The sequence below is a fragment of the Pseudomonas sp. TE21394 genome, from assembly GCF_054057835.1.
On sequence record NZ_JBSRZR010000001.1, the window covers coordinates 4024970 to 4043424 of the forward strand.

General features: G+C 51.8%; 18 protein-coding genes and 1 pseudogene. 8 read left to right on the forward strand and 11 right to left on the reverse strand.

Translation table 11 applies throughout. From position 1 onward, the window contains the following. Positions 1-2: 2 nt before the first annotated feature. From ACVWZT_RS18325 to ACVWZT_RS18335, 3 genes are all read right to left on the reverse strand, one after another. Positions 3-884, reverse strand: coding sequence for a ParA family protein (locus tag ACVWZT_RS18325; RefSeq protein WP_457470632.1), 882 nt, complete (start codon positions 882-884; stop codon positions 3-5). A 2-nt stretch (positions 885-886) separates the two neighbouring features. Beyond that, a complete protein-coding gene (locus tag ACVWZT_RS18330) occupies positions 887-1102 on the reverse strand; it encodes an AlpA family transcriptional regulator (RefSeq protein ID WP_457470634.1) in 216 nt (71 codons plus the stop codon). Between the two features lie 113 nt (positions 1103-1215). Beyond that, positions 1216-1995 carry a hypothetical protein gene (locus tag ACVWZT_RS18335; RefSeq protein ID WP_457470635.1) on the reverse strand — a complete coding sequence of 260 codons (780 nt, stop codon included), beginning with the start codon at positions 1993-1995 and terminating at the stop codon, positions 1216-1218. A 1180-nt stretch (positions 1996-3175) separates the two neighbouring features. Between ACVWZT_RS18335 and ACVWZT_RS18340 the strand changes: the two genes are divergently transcribed. From ACVWZT_RS18340 to ACVWZT_RS18370, 7 genes and pseudogenes are all read left to right on the forward strand, one after another. Next, positions 3176-3556 carry a hypothetical protein gene (locus ACVWZT_RS18340; protein WP_457470636.1) on the forward strand — a complete coding sequence of 127 codons (381 nt, stop codon included), beginning with the start codon at positions 3176-3178 and terminating at the stop codon, positions 3554-3556. Between the two features lie 106 nt (positions 3557-3662). Further along, positions 3663-4352 (forward strand): ABC transporter permease, encoded by a 690-nt coding sequence (locus ACVWZT_RS18345; RefSeq protein WP_457470637.1) that lies wholly within the window; start codon positions 3663-3665, stop codon positions 4350-4352. After that, positions 4349-5047, forward strand: a complete 699-nt coding sequence (locus ACVWZT_RS18350) for an ABC transporter permease (RefSeq protein ID WP_457470639.1) — start codon at positions 4349-4351, stop codon at positions 5045-5047. Before ACVWZT_RS18345 ends, ACVWZT_RS18350 begins: the two co-directional genes overlap by 4 nt. Positions 5048-5076: 29 nt before the next feature. Beyond that, positions 5077-5841, forward strand: a complete 765-nt coding sequence (locus ACVWZT_RS18355; protein ID WP_457470641.1) for an ABC transporter ATP-binding protein — start codon at positions 5077-5079, stop codon at positions 5839-5841. A gap of 106 nt (positions 5842-5947) precedes the next feature. Then, positions 5948-7075 carry a succinylglutamate desuccinylase/aspartoacylase family protein gene (locus ACVWZT_RS18360; protein ID WP_457470642.1) on the forward strand — a complete coding sequence of 376 codons (1128 nt, stop codon included), beginning with the start codon at positions 5948-5950 and terminating at the stop codon, positions 7073-7075. A 184-nt stretch (positions 7076-7259) separates the two neighbouring features. Then, on the forward strand, positions 7260-8030 hold the full coding sequence (locus ACVWZT_RS18365; RefSeq protein ID WP_457472100.1) for an ABC transporter substrate-binding protein: 771 nt from the start codon (positions 7260-7262) through the stop codon (positions 8028-8030). Between the two features lie 825 nt (positions 8031-8855). Next, positions 8856-9027, forward strand: a pseudogene (locus tag ACVWZT_RS18370) (IS256 family transposase); the annotation flags it as partial. A gap of 642 nt (positions 9028-9669) precedes the next feature. Here ACVWZT_RS18370 and ACVWZT_RS18375 read toward each other — a convergent pair. The 5 genes from ACVWZT_RS18375 to ACVWZT_RS18395 all read right to left on the reverse strand — a co-directional run bounded on the left by ACVWZT_RS18375 (position 9670) and on the right by ACVWZT_RS18395 (position 15109). Further along, positions 9670-9999, reverse strand: a complete 330-nt coding sequence (locus ACVWZT_RS18375; RefSeq protein WP_457470644.1) for a hypothetical protein — start codon at positions 9997-9999, stop codon at positions 9670-9672. A gap of 256 nt (positions 10000-10255) precedes the next feature. Further along, a complete protein-coding gene (locus ACVWZT_RS18380) occupies positions 10256-11542 on the reverse strand; it encodes an amidase family protein (RefSeq protein WP_457470646.1) in 1287 nt (428 codons plus the stop codon). A gap of 96 nt (positions 11543-11638) precedes the next feature. Beyond that, complete coding sequence (locus tag ACVWZT_RS18385; RefSeq protein WP_457470648.1) at positions 11639-12223, reverse strand: DUF1989 domain-containing protein; 585 nt, start codon at positions 12221-12223, stop codon at positions 11639-11641. An 81-nt stretch (positions 12224-12304) separates the two neighbouring features. After that, positions 12305-13702 (reverse strand): amino acid permease, encoded by a 1398-nt coding sequence (locus tag ACVWZT_RS18390; RefSeq protein WP_457470650.1) that lies wholly within the window; start codon positions 13700-13702, stop codon positions 12305-12307. 495 nt (positions 13703-14197) lie between these two features. Then, positions 14198-15109, reverse strand: coding sequence for a LysR family transcriptional regulator ArgP (locus ACVWZT_RS18395; protein WP_457470651.1), 912 nt, complete (start codon positions 15107-15109; stop codon positions 14198-14200). A gap of 237 nt (positions 15110-15346) precedes the next feature. Between ACVWZT_RS18395 and ACVWZT_RS18400 the strand changes: the two genes are divergently transcribed. Beyond that, positions 15347-15850: a prolyl-tRNA synthetase associated domain-containing protein gene (locus ACVWZT_RS18400; protein WP_457470652.1), complete on the forward strand. Its 504-nt coding sequence runs from the start codon at positions 15347-15349 to the stop codon at positions 15848-15850. Between the two features lie 132 nt (positions 15851-15982). Here the strand turns inward: ACVWZT_RS18400 and ACVWZT_RS18405 are convergent, their stop codons facing one another. The 3 genes from ACVWZT_RS18405 to ACVWZT_RS18415 form a co-directional block, all read right to left on the reverse strand. Then, on the reverse strand, positions 15983-16573 hold the full coding sequence (locus ACVWZT_RS18405) for a TetR/AcrR family transcriptional regulator (RefSeq protein ID WP_457470654.1): 591 nt from the start codon (positions 16571-16573) through the stop codon (positions 15983-15985). 168 nt (positions 16574-16741) lie between these two features. Continuing rightward, positions 16742-17674, reverse strand: a complete 933-nt coding sequence (locus ACVWZT_RS18410; protein WP_457470656.1) for an electron transfer flavoprotein subunit alpha/FixB family protein — start codon at positions 17672-17674, stop codon at positions 16742-16744. Beyond that, positions 17675-18424, reverse strand: coding sequence for an electron transfer flavoprotein subunit beta/FixA family protein (locus ACVWZT_RS18415; RefSeq protein WP_457470657.1), 750 nt, complete (start codon positions 18422-18424; stop codon positions 17675-17677). Between the last annotated feature and the right edge of the window lie 31 nt (positions 18425-18455).

Genomic DNA, 18455 nt, shown 5'->3' on the forward strand with positions numbered 1-18455 from the left:
ACTCATTCTCCGATCAGCCGCGACGGATCCGCCGGCGCTCGGCGGTGGCCGGGCGTAGGCGTGGCAAGAACACCGATCTGCTCAGCCCATTGCGGAAACAACTCGCTGGCCAAGCCGCGCATCACCTCAGCGGCGCAGGGGCTGCTGCTGCCATGCGGAGGGGATGCCTCCACACGGTGCACAGGCAGACCGAGCGAGGCGGCATTGGGATAGGCTACGCGGTCGGGGATCACCGTGTTGCAGACATGGACATGAGGATCAGCTCGAAAAGAGGCTTCCAGGCTCTTTATGATCAAGCGCGTATCGCGGCGATTGGCATTGACCTGGTTGAGCAGCAGCTTCACCGACGGCAAGGCTACGCCCAGGTAGCGATAAGGCTCCAACTCTTCGAGCAGGCCCAGCGTGCCCCGGCGCAGCTCGCGCGCGGCGAGCATTTCCGGCAGGACCGGGCACAGCGCGCAATTGGACGCGAGGATGACCATCTCCACAACCACGCTGCGCGCACCCTGGGTATCGATGATCAGCACATCGTAGTGATCCTCGAAGGCGGGCAGCAGATGGCGCAAACGCAGACGGCCATCGGCCGAGTGCAGCAGCAGCGTGCTGATGTGTCCGGCGCGATCATTCGAGACGATTAGGTCGAGGTGCTGGATGACGGTGGTAGAGATCACAAGGTCGGGCGCCGTCATCCGCTGGGCAATGAGTTCATAGCTGCCAGCCTCCCGGGACCCGGCCAGGGCGTAGTAGCTGGACAGCGTCGGTTGGCTGTCCATATCCAGCAGCAGGACGCGAAGGCCGGCATCGGCGAGGACACCGCCCAGGTTGGCGGCTACGGTGGTCTTGCCCGCGCCGCCCTTGGTCGAGATCAGCGAGAGGACGTCCATGGTCAGTCTCCCGTGGACAGCCGATCCTGGACCCACTGTTCGATCTCCAGTGAGTCCCAGCCGACGGCTCGCGAGCCGATGCGCCGGCATTGCGGGAACTGGCCGGCCTTCATGAGGTTATAGATGTGGGAGCGTTTGAAGCCGGTTTTCTGCTCCACTTCATCGCGGCGCATGATGTGGCGGTCGGCTGACAGAGGGGCAGGGCTGGTCGGTTGCATGATGTCACTCCGTAGCGCCAGGTGGCGCGTGGTGGGATGTGACCATCAGTAAACGTTGAAAGACGTAGAAAAACATTGCCAGGCAATGTTCATCATTGCCTGGCAATCCAGCATTAACCCGGTTGCATCTTGGCCAAATGCCGCCGAGCCTCGGCGAACTTCCGATCGAGGGTACGTTTGCTGAGTCCGGGAGTCGTGGGGAACTCCATCGTGATCGTATCGACGATGGCTGTTTGGGTTTTATAAATTGATTGTACTCGCCCACTCTTTGATTTGCCTAGTGTTACATGAAGAAGTGAGCCGATGATTACATACAATACATTAGGATTGGCTTCGAATGACTGTTGTTCTTTAATGGTGTCAGCAACGCTATTACTTTGACTATTTAGACAGTGTGAAATTTGGCGCTCTAATGTCAGTAAATGTTGATTTAAGTTGGCGAGTTCATTTGTCGTGGCGTCAAGCTTGGCTTTTTGAGTTAGGTATATCGCAAGGGGAATACAGCCTGAATGCGCATCAAGGCTATTTTTGAGGAAGTCGGGAACATCATCGGGAAAGAACCTATGTACCCAGATTCTAAAGTCAGCGTGTCGAATGGTAATGTAAGATTTGATCGCTTCCTTCAGGCAGTAGGCGGGCTGGCCTAAATAATTCGCCGGAAGCTCACCTCTTGCAATTGCGTCATATATCCGCTCGGTGTATGTCTGTAGAAGGGGCCATTGAGGGAAAAGTACTGAGAGTTTGTCGGGTGCATGAAAAGCCGCATTGGCTATCTGCGCGCGATGTTCTTGCAAATTACTCCAGAGGATGGCAGCTTCTAAGGGGTGATAATGATTCTTTGAGACCATCGCTGTTAGTCCGAAGTCCGTCCATGAGAGTTGCTCCTCATCCATGATTTTTCCCGGCTTGAGGGGCGAGTTGTGAAGGAACGATCTGTAAGACCTATTTTTCAGCGATAGGTTTCCATTTTTCTTTGTAAGAAAAATGCCTAAGCATAGAGTGAGCTGTAATATAAATTTTGGGAGGGTGTTGCTTGAAAGTTGTCGTCTCAAGTAATGGTGCTGTGCGTATAGGATGTTAGTCGAGCGCTCTTCATCCAGAAGGGACGCTGGGTTTTCAGGCTCGGCATAAATTCAGCGAATAATTACTAGAATGTTTTGTTTGGGCATCCTGCTATAGGCTGGGCACTCAGTGAGCAATAAACTGCTTCAATTGCCTCGGCTTTGACTGACTTTGTCTCAGTGTATTCCGACGGAGGAATCGGTTAAGGTAGCGAGCGCGAGTGATCGGAGGTTGAGGCGAAATCGTTCCCAGAACGGCTTTTGTGATCCTACGGTCGATGCCGAGCATCGGAAATTCATCATGGTGCGAATCTCATTGCAGCCGAGCAATAGGTCGTTTCTCTCAAATTCGCGTCTGCACCTGCGTATCTGGACCACCATGGTCTTCATCGCTGCTTTCAGTGAACAGGATAGGCTGACCAAGCTAAGGTTGACTAAGGGCTTCGATTGGCCGATAGGTTCGGGCCTCGAACGCTGAAAAGTTTGCATCTTCAAGAATTACTGAGCGGATGAGAACGCTGCTGAGTTCTTGTGCCGACGCAGTGCCTCGAGAGGGCTCTGCGTTGCCACGGAGGAAGCGGTGCCGGCTCATAGGTCGTTCCTAAAACTCATTAAGTAGCAATTTTTAATCGCTAGACAGCAAGCTTATCGCTCGACAAAATATCAAAGAGCAGGCAGTTATAACGTTAAATTCAAAAGATCTAACGGCATACAAAAGTGAGGTACTGCAAGGTTTGCCTTTTCTGCATGTGAATGCGCCACAAGGCGTCACGCATCTTAGTCGATGTGCGTATTGTTCGAATAGGGCGGAAAATCTCAGTGTTCCAGTGTTGTTATGGGTGCTGAAAACACTTCCCGGCAGATTTGGTTAATAACGTTTCCAGTGTGATACGGGCCGCGCCTGGTGTCACTGTACAGGCTGTGCGAATTTTTAAAAACTTACTTCTGCCGAAATCAGCAGGTTGCTCGATGCAGCCAGAAATCACAATAACCAGTTGAGGTGAAGTTCGCGATGAAATTTAATGGCTTTGCAGCAATGCTGCCAGGTGTATGTAGTTCCACGGCCTATGCCGATGAACAAATCGTCAGATTCGGGATTGAGGCAGCCCTTCCGCCCTTTTCCTTCAAAACTGCAGAGGGCGTTATCACTGGTTTAGACCATGATAAGGGTAACGCGCTATTCCTCACAACCGACGCTGGAAAAGGCTTCGCATTAATGGGGCCAGACTTCATCGATAAAGATAATTTTGGCGAAGGTGTCGGTATTGCGACTCGTAAGGGTCACCAGTTCTTGGCAGACAAAATGAACAATGCGCCAGCTGTCCTTAGAACCAATGGTAAGTACGAAGAGATGCAGAGTAGGTACTTTAAATTTGACATTTACGGTCATTAATGGACTTGCGCTATAGACGGCACAAATCCGGACTGCGGTTGTGTCAAACTTTATGCTGTGACGGTGTTCTTCGGTAGATACCGGGTCACCGCGTAGGACCTAGATCATGCTCAATGGTTATGTCTCATCTATTCTCGATGGTGCCTGGCTCACCTTCTTGCTGGCCATCTCGTCAATAACTCTAGCAGTGCTGCTCGGTCTTCTTGGCGCGGCCTTCAGACTTTCTCCTGTTGCGTGGGTGGCCTGTCTAGGGGAAACATACGCTACTGTGGTCCGCGGTATTCCGGACCTTGTGTTGATTCTCCTTATCTTCTATGGCGGGCAGCAAATGGTGAATTTATTAGCCCCTATGGTTGGATATGACGCCTACATCGACCTGAATCAATTTTGGTCTGGTGTCTTCACTCTTGGATTCATATTTGGAGCCTATCTTTCAGAGACTTTCCGAGGAGCCTTCATGGCAATTCCGAGAGGCCAAAACGAAGCTGGTCTCGCTTTTGGAATGAGCCCTAAAAAAGTATTCTTCCGCGTCTTAGTGCCGCAGATGATACGGCTGGCGATCCCTGGCTTTACCAACAATTGGTTGGTATTGACAAAAGCTACGGCTCTTATCTCTGTAGTGGGGCTTCAGGACGCGATGTTTAAAGCTAAAAGTGCCGCAGATGCAACTCGAGAGCCTTTCACATTCTTTTTGGCGGTAGCAGCTCTTTATTTAGTGCTGACGAGTATTTCCCTGTTGGTGCTCCGCTTTGTCGAACGGCATTACTCAGTAGGCATAAAGGCGGCAAACCTATGATTTTCGATTACAATATCGTCTGGGAGAACCTGCCTCTCTACTTCGGTGGTGTTCTAACGACTCTTAAACTCATGGTTTTATCTCTAGCATTTGGCCTGACTGCTGCGGTGCCGCTAGCCCTTATGAGGGTGTCCAAACGGTTTTGGATAAGCTTTCCTTCGTGGCTTTACACATATGCGATCCGTGGGACGCCAATGTTGGTACAGCTCTTCCTCATTTATTACGGTCTCGCGCAGTTTGAGACGGTACGTAATAGCATATTTTGGCCTTATTTATCTGACGCTACTTTCTGTGCATGCTTGGCATTTGCAGTGAATACCAGTGCCTATACGGCGGAGATCTTGGCTGGCAGCATCAGAGCTACTCCTTATGGTGAGATTGAAGCTGCAAAAGCCGTAGGTATGTCACGTAATAAATTTTATCGGCGTATTCTGCTGCCCTCTGCTATTCGCCGTGCCCTGCCGCAGTATAGTAATGAAGTGATTATGATGCTTCATACCACTAGCCTGGCGTCCATGGTGACATTAGTTGATATTACCGGTGCTGCACGCACGGTTAATTCGCAGTACTACCTGCCGTTTGAGGCATTTATCACCGCAGGACTCCTTTATCTGAGTTTGACGTTAGTTTTATTGCGTCTGTTTAAAATCGCCGAACGTCGATATTTGGCTTATCTTGCGCCACGCAAGGCCTGACTTTTTACAATTTATTAGGGCGTAATGCTATGCACAAACTTCAAGTTTTAGATCTGCATAAGCGCTATGGAAGCCATGAAGTATTAAAGGGTATTTCCTTGGAGGCGCGGGCAGGCGATGTTATCAGTATCATCGGTTCGAGCGGGTCGGGTAAGAGCACTTTCCTCCGATGCATTAACATGCTAGAGCAGCCTTGCAGTGGAAGAATCATTCTCAATGGGGAGGAACTAAAGCTAGTATCTACAAATGACGCAGGTCTTAGGGCCGTTGATTCTAATCAGCTGCAACGGATGCGCTCGCGTCTCTCGATGGTTTTCCAGCATTTCAACCTGTGGTCTCACATGAGCGCTTTGGAAAATGTAATCGAGGCGCCAGTCCATGTCCTGGGTGTTTCAAAGAAGGATGCCATTGAGAAGGCCGAGCACTACCTCGCTAAGGTCGGTGTTGCTCATCGAAAGGGGGCGTATCCGGCTCACATGTCCGGTGGAGAGCAACAACGTGTGGCAATCGCCCGCGCACTTGCCATGGAGCCAGAGGTTATGCTGTTTGACGAACCGACCTCGGCGCTGGATCCGGAGCTGGTCGGGGATGTTCTCAAGGTCATGCAGGACTTGGCTCAGGAAGGGCGCACTATGGTTGTTGTAACCCACGAAATGGGCTTTGCACGTGAGGTTTCCAACCAGTTGGTGTTCCTGCATAAGGGCATTGTAGAAGAGCGTGGTTGCCCAAAAAGTGTGCTGGCGAATCCAAAGTCGGATCGCCTAAAGCAATTTCTCTCCGGCAGCCTCAAATGATCTTGGACGTGCCGGCCTGGCGCCACCGCAGCAACGTCTATTTACTCCCTCCATCCTTTGGATAAATTTTGTGATTTGCATCCATTTTGCTAGCTGAGGCTCAATAATGCCTATCCACTCCCGCTCCATAGATCTGCCACCGCTAGGTCCATGTCAAACTTTACAGCTCCAGATGCACGAGTTTAGTGGCGAAGGTAGTTCGCGCAGTGCGTACATTCAAGCAGGCCTGCACGCAGACGAGCATCCAGGCCTGCTAGTTGTTCAGCACCTGCTTCAAATGCTGTTGGAACTCAGCAATGAGGGTCGGATTCTGGGGCGCGTTGTCATTTGCCCATGCGCGAATCCAGTGGGTATGACACAGAACGTTCTAGGAGCTTGGACCGGGCGCTTCAATTTGGCAAACGGGGAAAACTTTAACCGCAATTTTCCGGACCTCCTGCCAGTTTTAGAAGCACAGCTGGAAGGGAATCCAGGTGCGCAGCTTTCTCCGGCACAGCGACTAAAAACCGCTTCGGATTCTCTGCCAGCGGTTGATACCGTAAGTACGATACGTCGCGTGCTCTTAGGCGAGGCTTTGCAGCATGACGTGGTGATTGATCTACATTGCGACACCGCGGGTGAACTGCACCTCTACTCCACCCGTGCACAGCAGAGTCGTGCGCTCAAGTTGGCCGAGTCCATGAAAATTAAGATCGTGTTTCTAGAGGACGGAGCAGGCGGCCAACCCTTCGATGAGTCGTGTAACCGCCCGTGGAACTGGTTGATCGAAAACAGGCTTAGAGATCCTTCTGATCGGCCGTTCGCTGCTACCGTAGAGCTACGCGGACAAGCTGATGTGGACGATGAGCTGGCCCGCGAAGATGCTATGGGTTTGTTGCGGTTCCTCGCAAAGGAGGGGTTGATACGTTTGGATTTTGAATCGAATCATCCTCTCGATCGTCCTCAGATTTACCCGTTAGAGGGGGCGAGCCATCTATTATCACCCGGCAACGGAATTCTGGCATGGAAGAAGCGTAGTGGAGAGCAGGTTCTGTGCGGAGAGTTGATTGGTGAACTTATTCCAGTTGGGGGTTCCTTAAGTTGCACTCGAATTCCCATTCGCAGTGACGTAGACGGCGTAGTAGTGGTGCAACCCTTATTTAAGTTGGTACGCACAGGACAACGGGTCGCGCTCTTGGCTGGAGCTAAACCGCTGGCCAATCGTAAAGCCGGACAGCTTCTCCATAATTTCTGATTAATTAATCGTTGGTTTTTGCTCTGGGGTTTTATTAGCGATTGTTCGGATTTGCGTAGTGTTTCGTTTAGCTGAATGCCCGGGTATAAGCGGCTACTGTTGTTGCTTAGCATCTTTTGCCTAGAGTAATTTGCTATTACTTAATTTTTAGTGATCTTTCTTTTGCGGCGATGTCATGAAATCCATATCAAAGCTATACATTTGCGTTGCTTTAGCGTTTTGTCTCGCTTCTCAGGCTTGGGGTGGTGAAATTTTGCGTATTGGTATTGAAGCTGCTTACCCGCCTTTTGCGTCAAAGAATCCGGCCGGTCAAATTGTTGGTTTCGACTATGATATCGGTAACGCATTGTGCGCTAAAATGCAGGTAAAATGCCAGTGGGTCGAGCAAGAGTTCGATGGACTAATTCCAGCGCTTAAAGTGAAAAAGATTGACGCAGTGCTTTCCTCGCTGACTATTACGGACGAGCGTAGGAAGTCAGTGGATTTCACTCAGCGTTATTATCAAAGTTTCGGGCGTTTGGTAATGCTCGAAGGCACTGAGTTGGGAAAAGACTTCACCGGCTTATCAGGTAAGCGCGTCGGAGTACAGCGAGCCACAATACATGACCGCTTCGCCACCGAGGTGCTCTCTCAAGCAGGCGCACAAGTGATACGTTATGCTTCGCTGAACGAAGCCTACCTGGATCTGATAGCGGGGCGGCTCGATGCAGTCCAAGGTGACGATGTCGCCGTCCAGATAGGTTTTCTGGACACTGCGAACGGCAAGGGGTATGCGTTCGCAGGCGAAGCTTTAAATGATCCGAAGTATTTTGGTGAGGGCGTCGGCATCGCCGTACGTAAAGGAGATAAGGAGCTGAGGGAGCGGTTTAATCGGGCGATTGTTGCTGTCAGGGAAAGTGGTGAATACCAAAGTATCCAACGTAATTACTTCAAGTTTGATGTTTATGGTAACTAAAATTGCTTGAGATGGCTGCTATAACTATCATGCAGTGTACTAAATGCCAGATTGAACGGCCCCCTTCGTTTGGTTCGTTGCCTGATGTTGAAAGAAATTATCCCGCATAGGTAGACTTAATCGACGCTTGCCAGCGTCGATTAAGCTAGGTCGTGCAGGCGGTGAACGCTCTGAATTATGCTCACTTCAAAGACTGGTAACCGTTAAAGAGTACTATGGACATTGTAGATCCCAGCGAAATCGCGGAGTAGGTACATTTGCAGATCTGGGATTTGATCAGGGTATTTTCCAGGTTTCGGGTCGAGGACGTGATTGACTGCGGTCTATATTGTCCATTAGGAGACCTTATCCTGCGTTAGAAGAAATAACTTTTCGTGGCGTCCTAACTGATGCAGTATTTGCCAGGCAGCCATAGGAAAATTGTAGCTTCGGTGTTGGCTGGGTTATGGGGCTGTACTTCACCTGATGTGTAAATAGTGGGTGCAAGTATTGCGCGATTTTAAAGTTACAGCAAGGTGATTGATAATGAAAGTAAAATTTATGAGATTTTTAAATGTTTTGAAGGTTCTTTCGGTGTCTTGGGGGCAATATAATAGGCGGAATCTGATTCGCTGAAGGTTTTGTCTATGTCGCTTTATTGTTGGCTAGACTTTCTGAAAAGCGCTAGCGGTACTGAGGGCTGAAAATTTTTGAAGGCCATCAACAGAGATTTATTTTGGTCTGTTGGCGATTCAGAAAGTTTAGGCTCCGATAAAAGTACTCTTTTTTAATGGCTGTGAAAATATTGGGAGGCATGGTCTGTACGCAACGACATGGAGAAATCCCCAAGCTGCGACTCTCCAAGGGCTTCTTGAGCCACGACGCACTGCCTAGAAGCGATGGCGGTCTTAACTAACAGGCCTATAACCAAGGCGTTTCAACACGCTTTGGCGACGTATTGATCAAAGCCGTGGGCATGTCGGCCAAGAGCCAGGTCTCACGGCTGGCCGGGGAGATTGGGAGAGCCTAGGTAGGCTTGGGTGTCGCCTACATTGGTGATGGACTCTGTCGGGCTCCACAAGCCAATGTTTTCGTCGACGCCTTGCAAGACCCACCGAGCGTCCGGCGACCCAGTGTTTTTGCCGCTTCAGCTGAGACCCGACCGAAATCGCCAGTGCTCAGATGATTCACGATCAAGCCAAGAGACACCCTTGGAAGCATGCTGAAATTTCCGAAATCGGAGTTGCTGTCTCCGGCTACAAATATCGGATCGCGGCCCTCTCGCCGCGGTGCGATGTATTTGCGAATGACTTCCGGTTTGCCTTCGCGATAGGACAGTGGATGGCCCTTCTTGGCTTGGGCAATGTATGTGCCGGCCGCTGAGGTTTCGAGCCGCAGTCCATAGACCGGTTAGAAGGATGCTGTAGCCGAATTCCGGTCTGGTAGCGATAACCTCCGCGAGCGGCTCAAAGCCCGCGGACACAACGAAGACATCGATCCCAATGCGTTGAAGGGTGTGCATCAGGTCAGCGATTTCTGGAACAACTCGCATGCCTGCCACGTAGGTGACTTTGATAACGCCAGTCCTGGTCATGGGTGAGGGCTTTCGAGAGTGGTTTTGACGATGCCAACTCGAAGAGGTCCTCCACATCCTGTTCAGTCATGTTGCTACAGAAAAAGACCGCCCAGGGGTAGACCACCTTGGCGCAGGCTTACCGATGTAGTTCTGATGCAGCAACTCATAGCCATTGCTGAGATCCCTTGTGAGCGCAATGAATGCCAGAGGATGACCGTCGCAGGAGTGAGCAATGGGGTCGCCCGGCTGGCTTGGGTTGTTGGTGGTCGGTATGTATTGGCATTCTTCAGGACTCAATTTAAAGGCCTGATTGTCGATCTGGTACAAGAAAAACTTGTCGGTCACATCATTGATGATGATCGTGTCGTCCCAGTCATATGAGTGAATGCTTAGATAGATCGGTTGGCTGAGCACGTGCTGATGAGATGCCTATTCGCATTCGCGATGTACTGTGCGGATAGTTTTTCGGTCGCTCAGTGCAGAGCGGTTCACCTAATCGCAGAGGTGACCCGAGATTGTAGAGCTGTCCAGCATGTATTAAACGGGTGTAACCAGGGCGCTTGCTCAGCGTCTGCCATCCATCGCATAGCAGGGAGTACCCCATCAACATATTCTCGTAGCTTCGCCATAAAGACCGTTATGTAAATTTAACGAGTCCAGCACCCTGAGTTCAATAATCACGACTGTGGAGGAGATGGTCTACCACCGATGCTAAATCGAGCAGCACTTCCTCAGAACCGGTGGTCATAAGGGAAAGGCCAACCGGTGCTTGTCCAGAGTTATTGCAGGGGATACTGATGGCAGGCAAGTTCAGCACATTAGAGACGGCGGTGTTCCACAACAAAAGTGTATCAAAGTGTTCTTGATCCGCTGAGGTACGAATCTCGCTTAGCCGAGGTGCGATGATTGGGCACGTTGGGTAGATAACAGCGTCGAATCCTTGAAACAATTCTACTGCCTCGGAGATTAACAGTGCCCGTTTGGCGAGCAACGCTTGATATCTGGCCTCCGTGCAGCGCTGCCCATTCTCTAGCCTGTCAAGAGTGTACTGATCATATTGGTGTTTCAGTCGCTCGAAATGCGGCTGATGGAATTTAACAGCCTCAGGAGCTGTAAGGCCTCCCTCTGACAGCATTTCAAGTGCGCGAGGAAGAATCGATAAATCTCTCCGGTGAATTTCCACTCCCATCGAGGACAGTTTTGCGACAGCTGCATCGAATGTAATGGAAACGGCAGAGTCATGCACGTCGCTAGGACCATTGACATGGTTGGTAGGCCAGAGAACACGAATCGGGCCTCCACTTTTTGGCATGGAGCTATATTTGATTGAGCTTGGGGCGGCGATACAGTTGAAAACACGAGCCACCATTGCAACAGTGTTGGCTAAAACTCCAACGCAGTCATAGGTCGTGGACAATGGGATAACCCCATCCAGACAGATCCGGGATTGCCGAGGTTGAAAACCCACTACTCCACACAGCGCCGCCGGTATTCTGGCAGAGCCAGCTGTGTCCGTGCCGATCGCGGCATTCCCCAAACCGAGCGCTATGGCTACTGCCGCACCACTGCTGGACCCCCCAGGAATGCGATGTTCGCCATCGCTGCTCCAGGGGTTTCGAGGCGTTCCAAAGGCTTTGTTAATTCCCGTCGCGGAGTAAGCAAACTCCGTCATATTGGATTTGGCGATGACCGTGGCACCGTGGTCCTTGAGGCTCTTAACGAGAGGCGCGTCGGCAATCGCTGGGGCGTTCCCAGCAAATGCCTGCGCGCCAGCGGTGGTTACCAATCCCGCTACGTCAATGTTGTCCTTTACCGAGATGAACACATCATCAAGCTGACCCGCCTTGCGATCCACAACCGGTACAAGGTGCGTAAATATGTGTTCCTTGATCCCCCTCTCTAGGGCGTTCTGATTAAGGTGATGAGGAGGAAACTCGGAATCTACGGACATATGCATGGCTGGGTCACTGAATGGTGGTTTTTTGTAATCTTGCTTTTTCTCAAGCGCGGGGAGGGGAGTAGCCCCCCCCCCCCGGAGCTCATAGGTATGGACTCAAGCTGGATCGATAACTTCAAACGCAACGGGCTTTGTCGCTCCACCGCCGTTGCAGACGGAGGCAGGACAGGCCGACAACGCAATTACCAAATCCATTTCTGCTCTCAGAGTGATGCTTTGACCAGGTTTAGACAGGGGAGCTGCAAGTACCAACTCGCCGTCCACAATGGATGCATTTTGGAAAATGTTGAAGGGTGTCGGGAGCAAGCCTGGAGTAATGCCGTGCTCTTGAAGAGCGCCAGTGAGGTTTTCTGTGCAGTTGGGATGATGACCTTTGACCCCGTATTGGATCTGATACATTTCAAGGCTGCATGCGGCATAAAGGAAATCATGCCGGCCGACTTCGTCTGCGATGATGGTCAGCATTTTTTTGCTTGCGCTGGACCACAGGGCATCGCCGGTCGACAGGGTGACTTTCGAGTTGTAATCGAAAGTCCGGCCGTTGTGCAGGCGATCCAGCCCGTCCGGCGTATAGGCCATTAAGTCGCAAATTTGTCCACCTTCAGGATCAACAACCTTCAGCAGTTGCCCAGCGTTAAGTTTGAACCCTTTACCAGTACCGGCAGCAATTAAGGTAAGCAATTTGTTCTCCTTTCGTTTGTATCGTTGGAAGCGGGCCGTGTTGGTCCGCCTCCAACTTATCATCTTAGCAGGGCTGATAGCCTAGCGTTGAGGCTCGAAAATCGCATGCGAAACTTTTTTATTTCTTCTGCTCATCAAGAAATGACAGACATAACAGGCGGCTATGAAAGCGAAGCCCCAGCAGAATGAGATGCGTTGCGTTGGATCAATGGCCAAAAAACCGAGAATGGCAACACATATGCCAATACATGCTATCGGCAGTACTGGAAATAGCGGAGCAGCATACTTTAACTCAGAAATTTTTCCCCCTTTAGCCACATAATTTCTACGGAACTTGTAGTGTGCCAGAGCAATGACAATCCAAGAGGTCGTGGTGGCAATCCCCGCCACGGCCATTAAAATGACAAACAAACTGCCCGCAGCAATAACACTAGAGAGCAGGGACAGTAAAGCAAAGCCTAGGCTGATAAGCAGTGCATAGACCGGCACGCCGCGCCGACTCAGTTTGCTGAAAATCTGCGGCGCCATATTGGTTTTGGACATCGCCCAAAGGATGCGAGTCGAGGCATACAAACCAGAATTTCCGACAGAAAGGATAGCTGTCAAAATGACTAGGTTCATGATGTCGGCAGCATATGGAATGCCTACCATATCAAATACTTGCACGAATGGACTTTCGATTACACCCGCCTGTTGCCATGGGATGATAGCGGCCAGGACGACGATAGCTAGGATGTAGAAGAAGATTACGCGGAACACCACATTGCGAACTGCGCGGGGGATTGTTTTTTCAGGTGCATCGGCCTCGCCGGCGGCAACGCCGATGATTTCGCATCCTTGAAATGCATAGACTACCGCCATCAGAACGGGCAAAACGGCAGTCAACCCTTTAGGGAATAAGCCACTTTCCAAAAAGTTGTTGGCGTAGGGTGCAGCTTGTCCATTGGCGAATGGGATGATGCCGAAAATGGCCAAGCCGCCTACCATAATGAATACAATGATGGCCAGTACTTTGACCCCCGAGAACCAGAACTCAGCCTCACCGAAGGCTCGGGTAGTCAGCGCGTTCAATAAGAACAGCACGGTAGCGAAAGCGCCGGACCATATCCAGACCGGCACGTCAGGATACCAGCGAGCCATCAAAATACCAGCGGCTGTGAATTCTAATCCGACGGTAGCAACCCAACTGAGCCAATACACCCATCCGATCATGAATCCGGTGGCAGGGCCAATGAAATGTGTTGCATGAGCTTGGAAGGCGCCTGAAACAGGCATATGGACGGAAAGTTCGGCCAAGCAAGCCATAACCATGTACATCAACAGGCCTGCAAAAAGGTAGGCGACTACCGCACCCGCCGGGCCGCTCTGCCCCAATGTAACTCCTGCCCCCATAAAGAGGCCTGTACCAATTACCCCGCCTAAGGAGATCATGAAAAGGTGACGGCTTTTCAAGGCCCGATTGAGCTGCTCGCTAGACATGTACTGCCTCCATAATTGCAAAGGAAGCAAAGGGCTCAAGATTAAAGTGCTTCATTTTTGTATTCTCGAGGCTTTATAAAAGCTGTTGAAATTGTATTTTTTGTAGGTCGAGAGGTAGGTCGGTTAGTCGTCCTGGGGCTTCCTGTATTGCTGAGCGAAGAAGGGGGCTGCATTCCATGGCGTGTAAAGATCTGCACGGGCAGCGATTTTCGCTCGGCTGTGCTGAGTACCGGGTCGCGAGGTGCGGGGAGGCGGTATAACTCAGCTTGGAGTAGCATAGTGCGCCCCTCGGGGTCGTAAGAAAAGCTATACCTTCTTAAGCATGTTAAGAAAATCTAATGTATAAAACCCGTTTCTTACCGACGTGATATTTGATCCTGAGGGGGCCAGATTGCCTTCGCTTTAACGTAGGTAAGCCAGGAGGCTAGGCTCTCCATGGCTATTCTGAAGGGCCTTACCCCCCCCTGCGGCGCAATGGGAGATAAAACAAGGAGGCTAGGCTTCTCCAGATCTCTGACGCAGCATTGTGGCTGCTGCAGCTTGCATGGCCTTGGTGATTTTTTGGAGGGTCGTTGACCGTACAGCGGCATGCTGCCAGTAGATAGGCACGTCTAAAAAATAGGCCGGGGCTATGTTCACCACGCGATTCTGGCTCGCAGCTTCTTCAAACAGACCTTCCGCAGCTATGCACCAGCCCATGTTTCGCTCTGAGGCTTCAATGAAGCGAATTGCTGTAGGTAAGTAGTGCACGGGTGGATTGAGCCGGGCTCGGGTTATTTTACGAATGAATCGCCACTGCAGATCGTCTTTTCGGTCATAAACAATCATCGGTGCCTTGGCGAGGGTCATGGCGTTCATACCTGAGCTGAAGTATCTGGCTGCAAACTCCGGGGATGCGATTGCATGGTAGCGCATGATGCCAAGGGGGTGGACTTCGCAGCCTTGCAGAGGCTCTGCTTCAGAGGTTATAACCCCCAAAACGGTGCCATCCTTCAAAAACTCTAACGTGTGGTCTTGGTCGTCACGCTGCACATCAAAGACGAATCCGGATTGCAAATGCAGGTCCGCTAAGGCTCTGATCAACCAGGTGGACAGCGAGTCTTCATTGACCGCTATCGGGATTGAGCTAGCAAAGGTGGCAGCATTCTTGTCGGGAAGGAAGTCAGCCAACGCTTCTGCTTCCAAAATCTGCATTGGTCGAACGCGCCTGAGTAAACGCTCACCAGCAGGGGTCGGTTTGCAGGGAGTCTGGCGGACCACCAAGACCTGGCCAATCCGATCCTCCAAAGCTTTAATACGTTGGGATACGGCCGAGGGCGTCACCGATAAGCGACGTGCGGCAGCTTCGAACGTGCTTTCCTCCAGAACAGCGGTAAACGCAGCGATCTGAGGGTGGATGAGGTTCATGAGGACACTCCGATAATTAGTTTCTCTTACGCAAGCTTAGAATAAATAGCTTTCCTTATGCCAATGATATAGGCACAGTCATCACTGAACAGGTCCAGGCCGCTTGATAGTCCACTGGATTGAAGGTAGCGGCGCTGAGTAGCCTCAGAAGCATAATTCTTAATGGCTCCGAGCCAATTGGAGTGCTTCTCGGATGTTTGGGGTTGATGCTTTATTGCTATTTGAAGGTTGAGGATTATGCAGGTTGATGAGCTGTACGAACTTTTGCACAAACTGAATATCGGTTACGAGAAAGTCGAGCATCCAGCTCTGGGGGCTATCGCTGACTTTCATGAGGCAGGCATCGTATTTCCTGGGCAGAATGTCAAATGCTTATTTCTCCGCAATCGCAAAGCTACGGCGTATTTCTTGTTGATTGTCGATGAACTCAAAAGTGTCGATTTGTCTGAACTGTCCTCCCATATCGGGGTCAACAAACTATCGTTGGCATCGCCTCAGCGACTGATGGACGTAATGGGGATGATGCCTGGTGCCGTGTCGCCTTTCGCACTGGTCAATGATCAGCAACGTCTCGTCACAGTACTGATTGATGATGCACTGCATACTGATGATTTGGTTGGTTTTCATCCGCTGGTTAACACCGAAACACTGTGTATCCAGTATGCGGACTTGCTAAAATTCTTGGATCATACCGGGCACGCCGCCCAGCTTGTAAAAATAAAAGAACTGAACACTGATTGAAGTTGTCGTTGGGTGCGGTTATTTTGTTGGGTAGGTTGCCAAATGCGCTTCGCGGAAACGTGAGGCGCTTTTTTTGCGCGTCCGTAATCTTAATGGGTTGATTTGTCGAATGGCACCTTTCCTTGTCTAAAGTTATCTTCTAATTTGTTGAATGGCGGTTTGTGCAAGCGCGTTGTAAAGATCAATGGTGTGCTCATTTGAGAGTATATCGTCTGGCAGGTACAGGTACGAATTCAATAAGATTCCGATCGACTTAATCATAACTGCTAATGAATTGTCCTCTTGTTCTTTCTGTTTTAGATGCGCTCTGATAGCGCGCCTTAGCGATAGATCGATGTCCTCCTGTATTTTCTGAATGGCTTCTTGTTGCCATTCGGACAAGCTGCCGATCTCTCTGTCGGCTAAAACGAGACTCGCCCTGTCCCGCGCAGCATGGGTAATTACCGCGCGGATGAATGTGGATAGCTGTTTATCGGAGTTATGACATCTTCCCAGTTCGCTAAAAATCGTGTCTTTTTTCGAGCGCAAGGCTTTTTCTACAATCGAAAAAAGCAATTCCTGCTTGCTAGCTATATGGGTGTAAAGTGATCCAGAGCTCAGCCCCACATGGGCGGCCAAACTTCTCAAGCTAACCGCGTGATAGCCCTCACGTGAAAACACTCGAATCGCGACTTCGACTACATGATTGGTTCGTTCGCTGTACGACAGTTGAGCGCTGCACATATGCATGATCCAGAAAAAACATTGTACGATCCATGACTAATGACAGAAAGCGCTGGGTAATCCACTGTGCGGATGAAGGCGCATTTGTGTGCGCCCCCATGTCTGCCCCAAGCCGACCCTCGGAACCAGACGCGCATCGCAGTATTCCGCAGTTGTCCCAGACTTTGATCAGTGCAGGGTCGATTCGAGCTCTGGTACGGCCTCGAAGAGGTCGGCAACCAGACCGTAATCAGCCACCTGGAAGATCGGCGCTTCTTCATCCTTGTTGATCGCGACGATCACCTTGGAGTCCTTCATGCCGGCCAGGTGCTGGATCGCGCCGGAGATACCGACGGCAATGTACAGCTGTGGCGCCACGATCTTGCCGGTCTGGCCGACCTGCATGTCGTTCGGCACGAAGCCAGCGTCGACCGCGGCGCGCGAAGCACCGACGGCAGCGCCGAGCTTGTCGGCCAGGCTGTACAGGTGCTTGAAGTTGTCACCGTTGCCCATGCCGCGGCCGCCGGAAACGACGATCTTGGCAGCGGTCAGCTCTGGGCGGTCGGACTTGGCCAGCTCTTCACCAACGAAGGCCGAGATGCCGGCGTTGTGCGCGGCGCCGACGGCTTCGATGGCAGCCGAACCACCTTCGGCGGCCACGGCGTCGAAGCCGGTGGTACGCACGGTGATGACCTTGATGGCGGCGCTCGATTGCACGGTGGCAATGGCGTTACCGGCGTAGATCGGGCGCTTGAAGGTGTCGGCCGACTCAACCGAGATGATCTCGGAGATCTGGTCCACGTCCAGCAGCGCGGCAACGCGTGGCAGGATGTTCTTGCCGTTGGTGGTGGCCGGAGCCAGCACATGGCTGTAGCCGGCTGCCAGCTCTTTGATCAGTGGCGCGACGTTTTCCGGCAGGGCGTGGGCGTAGGCAGCGTTATCGGCAACCAGCACCTTGGCCACACCAGCGATCTTGGCAGCGGATTCGGCGACGCCACCGACGTTTGCGCCAGCGACCAGCACGTGCACATCACCACCGATCTTGGTGGCAGCGGCAACAGTGTTCAGGGTGGCCGGGGCTACGGCACCGTTTTCGTATTCAGCGACAACCAGGATAGTCATTTAGATTACCTTCGCTTCGTTCTTCAGCTTCTCGACCAGTTCGGCCACCGATTTGACCTTGATGCCAGCGCTGCGGGCAGCCGGGGCTTCAACCTTCAGGGTCTTGTTGGTGGTGGCGAGGGAAACACCCAGCGCGTCTGGAGTGACGGTCTCCAGCGGCTTCTTCTTGGCCTTCATGATGTTCGGCAGCGACGCGTAGCGTGGCTCGTTCAGGCGCAGGTCGGTGGTGACGATGGCCGGCAGGTTCAGCGAAACGGTCTGCAGGCCGCCGTCGATTTCGCGAGTGACGTTCAGCTTGTCGCCAGCGACTTCGACCTTGGAGGCGAAGGTGCCCTGGGCGAAGCCGGTCAGCGCGGCCAGCATCTGGCCGGTCTGATTGTTGTCACTGTCGATGGCCTGCTTGCCGAGGATGACCAGCTGAGGCTGCTCCTTGTCGACAACGGCTTTCAGCGCCTTGGCTACGGCCAGGGAATTCAGCTCGTCAGCGGCTTCGACCAGGATGGCGCGGTCGGCACCCAGGGCCAAGGCAGTACGCAGCTGCTCCTGAGCAGTGGCCGGGCCGACGGAGACAACAACGATCTCGGTGGCGACGCCCTTTTCCTTCAGGCGTACGGCTTCTTCCACGGCGATTTCGCAGAAGGGGTTCATGGACATCTTGACGTTAGCAAGGTCGACGCCGGAGTTGTCCGCCTTGACGCGAACCTTGACGTTGTAGTCGACTACGCGTTTGATACTAACAAGGATCTTCATTCTGTTATCCCGAGAGGGCAGAGCTGCGCTC

Bases quoted from the DNA above. Each gene is read 5' to 3' on its own strand.
- ACVWZT_RS18345 (WP_457470637.1), top strand. From the start codon at position 3,663: ATGCTCAATGGTTATGTCTCATCTATTCTCGATGGTGCCTGGCTCACC.
- ACVWZT_RS18415 (WP_457470657.1), bottom strand. From the start codon at position 18,424: ATGAAGATCCTTGTTAGTATCAAACGCGTAGTCGACTACAACGTCAAG.
- ACVWZT_RS18330 (WP_457470634.1), bottom strand. From the start codon at position 1,102: ATGCAACCGACCAGCCCTGCCCCTCTGTCAGCCGACCGCCACATCATG.
- ACVWZT_RS18400 (WP_457470652.1), top strand. From the start codon at position 15,347: ATGCAGGTTGATGAGCTGTACGAACTTTTGCACAAACTGAATATCGGT.
- ACVWZT_RS18340 (WP_457470636.1), top strand. From the start codon at position 3,176: ATGAAATTTAATGGCTTTGCAGCAATGCTGCCAGGTGTATGTAGTTCC.
- ACVWZT_RS18350 (WP_457470639.1), top strand. From the start codon at position 4,349: ATGATTTTCGATTACAATATCGTCTGGGAGAACCTGCCTCTCTACTTC.
- ACVWZT_RS18355 (WP_457470641.1), top strand. From the start codon at position 5,077: ATGCACAAACTTCAAGTTTTAGATCTGCATAAGCGCTATGGAAGCCAT.
- ACVWZT_RS18325 (WP_457470632.1), bottom strand. From the start codon at position 884: ATGGACGTCCTCTCGCTGATCTCGACCAAGGGCGGCGCGGGCAAGACC.
- ACVWZT_RS18390 (WP_457470650.1), bottom strand. From the start codon at position 13,702: ATGTCTAGCGAGCAGCTCAATCGGGCCTTGAAAAGCCGTCACCTTTTC.
- ACVWZT_RS18360 (WP_457470642.1), top strand. From the start codon at position 5,948: ATGCCTATCCACTCCCGCTCCATAGATCTGCCACCGCTAGGTCCATGT.
- ACVWZT_RS18405 (WP_457470654.1), bottom strand. From the start codon at position 16,573: ATGTGCAGCGCTCAACTGTCGTACAGCGAACGAACCAATCATGTAGTC.
- ACVWZT_RS18395 (WP_457470651.1), bottom strand. From the start codon at position 15,109: ATGAACCTCATCCACCCTCAGATCGCTGCGTTTACCGCTGTTCTGGAG.
- ACVWZT_RS18410 (WP_457470656.1), bottom strand. From the start codon at position 17,674: ATGACTATCCTGGTTGTCGCTGAATACGAAAACGGTGCCGTAGCCCCG.
- ACVWZT_RS18380 (WP_457470646.1), bottom strand. From the start codon at position 11,542: ATGCATATGTCCGTAGATTCCGAGTTTCCTCCTCATCACCTTAATCAG.
- ACVWZT_RS18335 (WP_457470635.1), bottom strand. From the start codon at position 1,995: ATGGATGAGGAGCAACTCTCATGGACGGACTTCGGACTAACAGCGATG.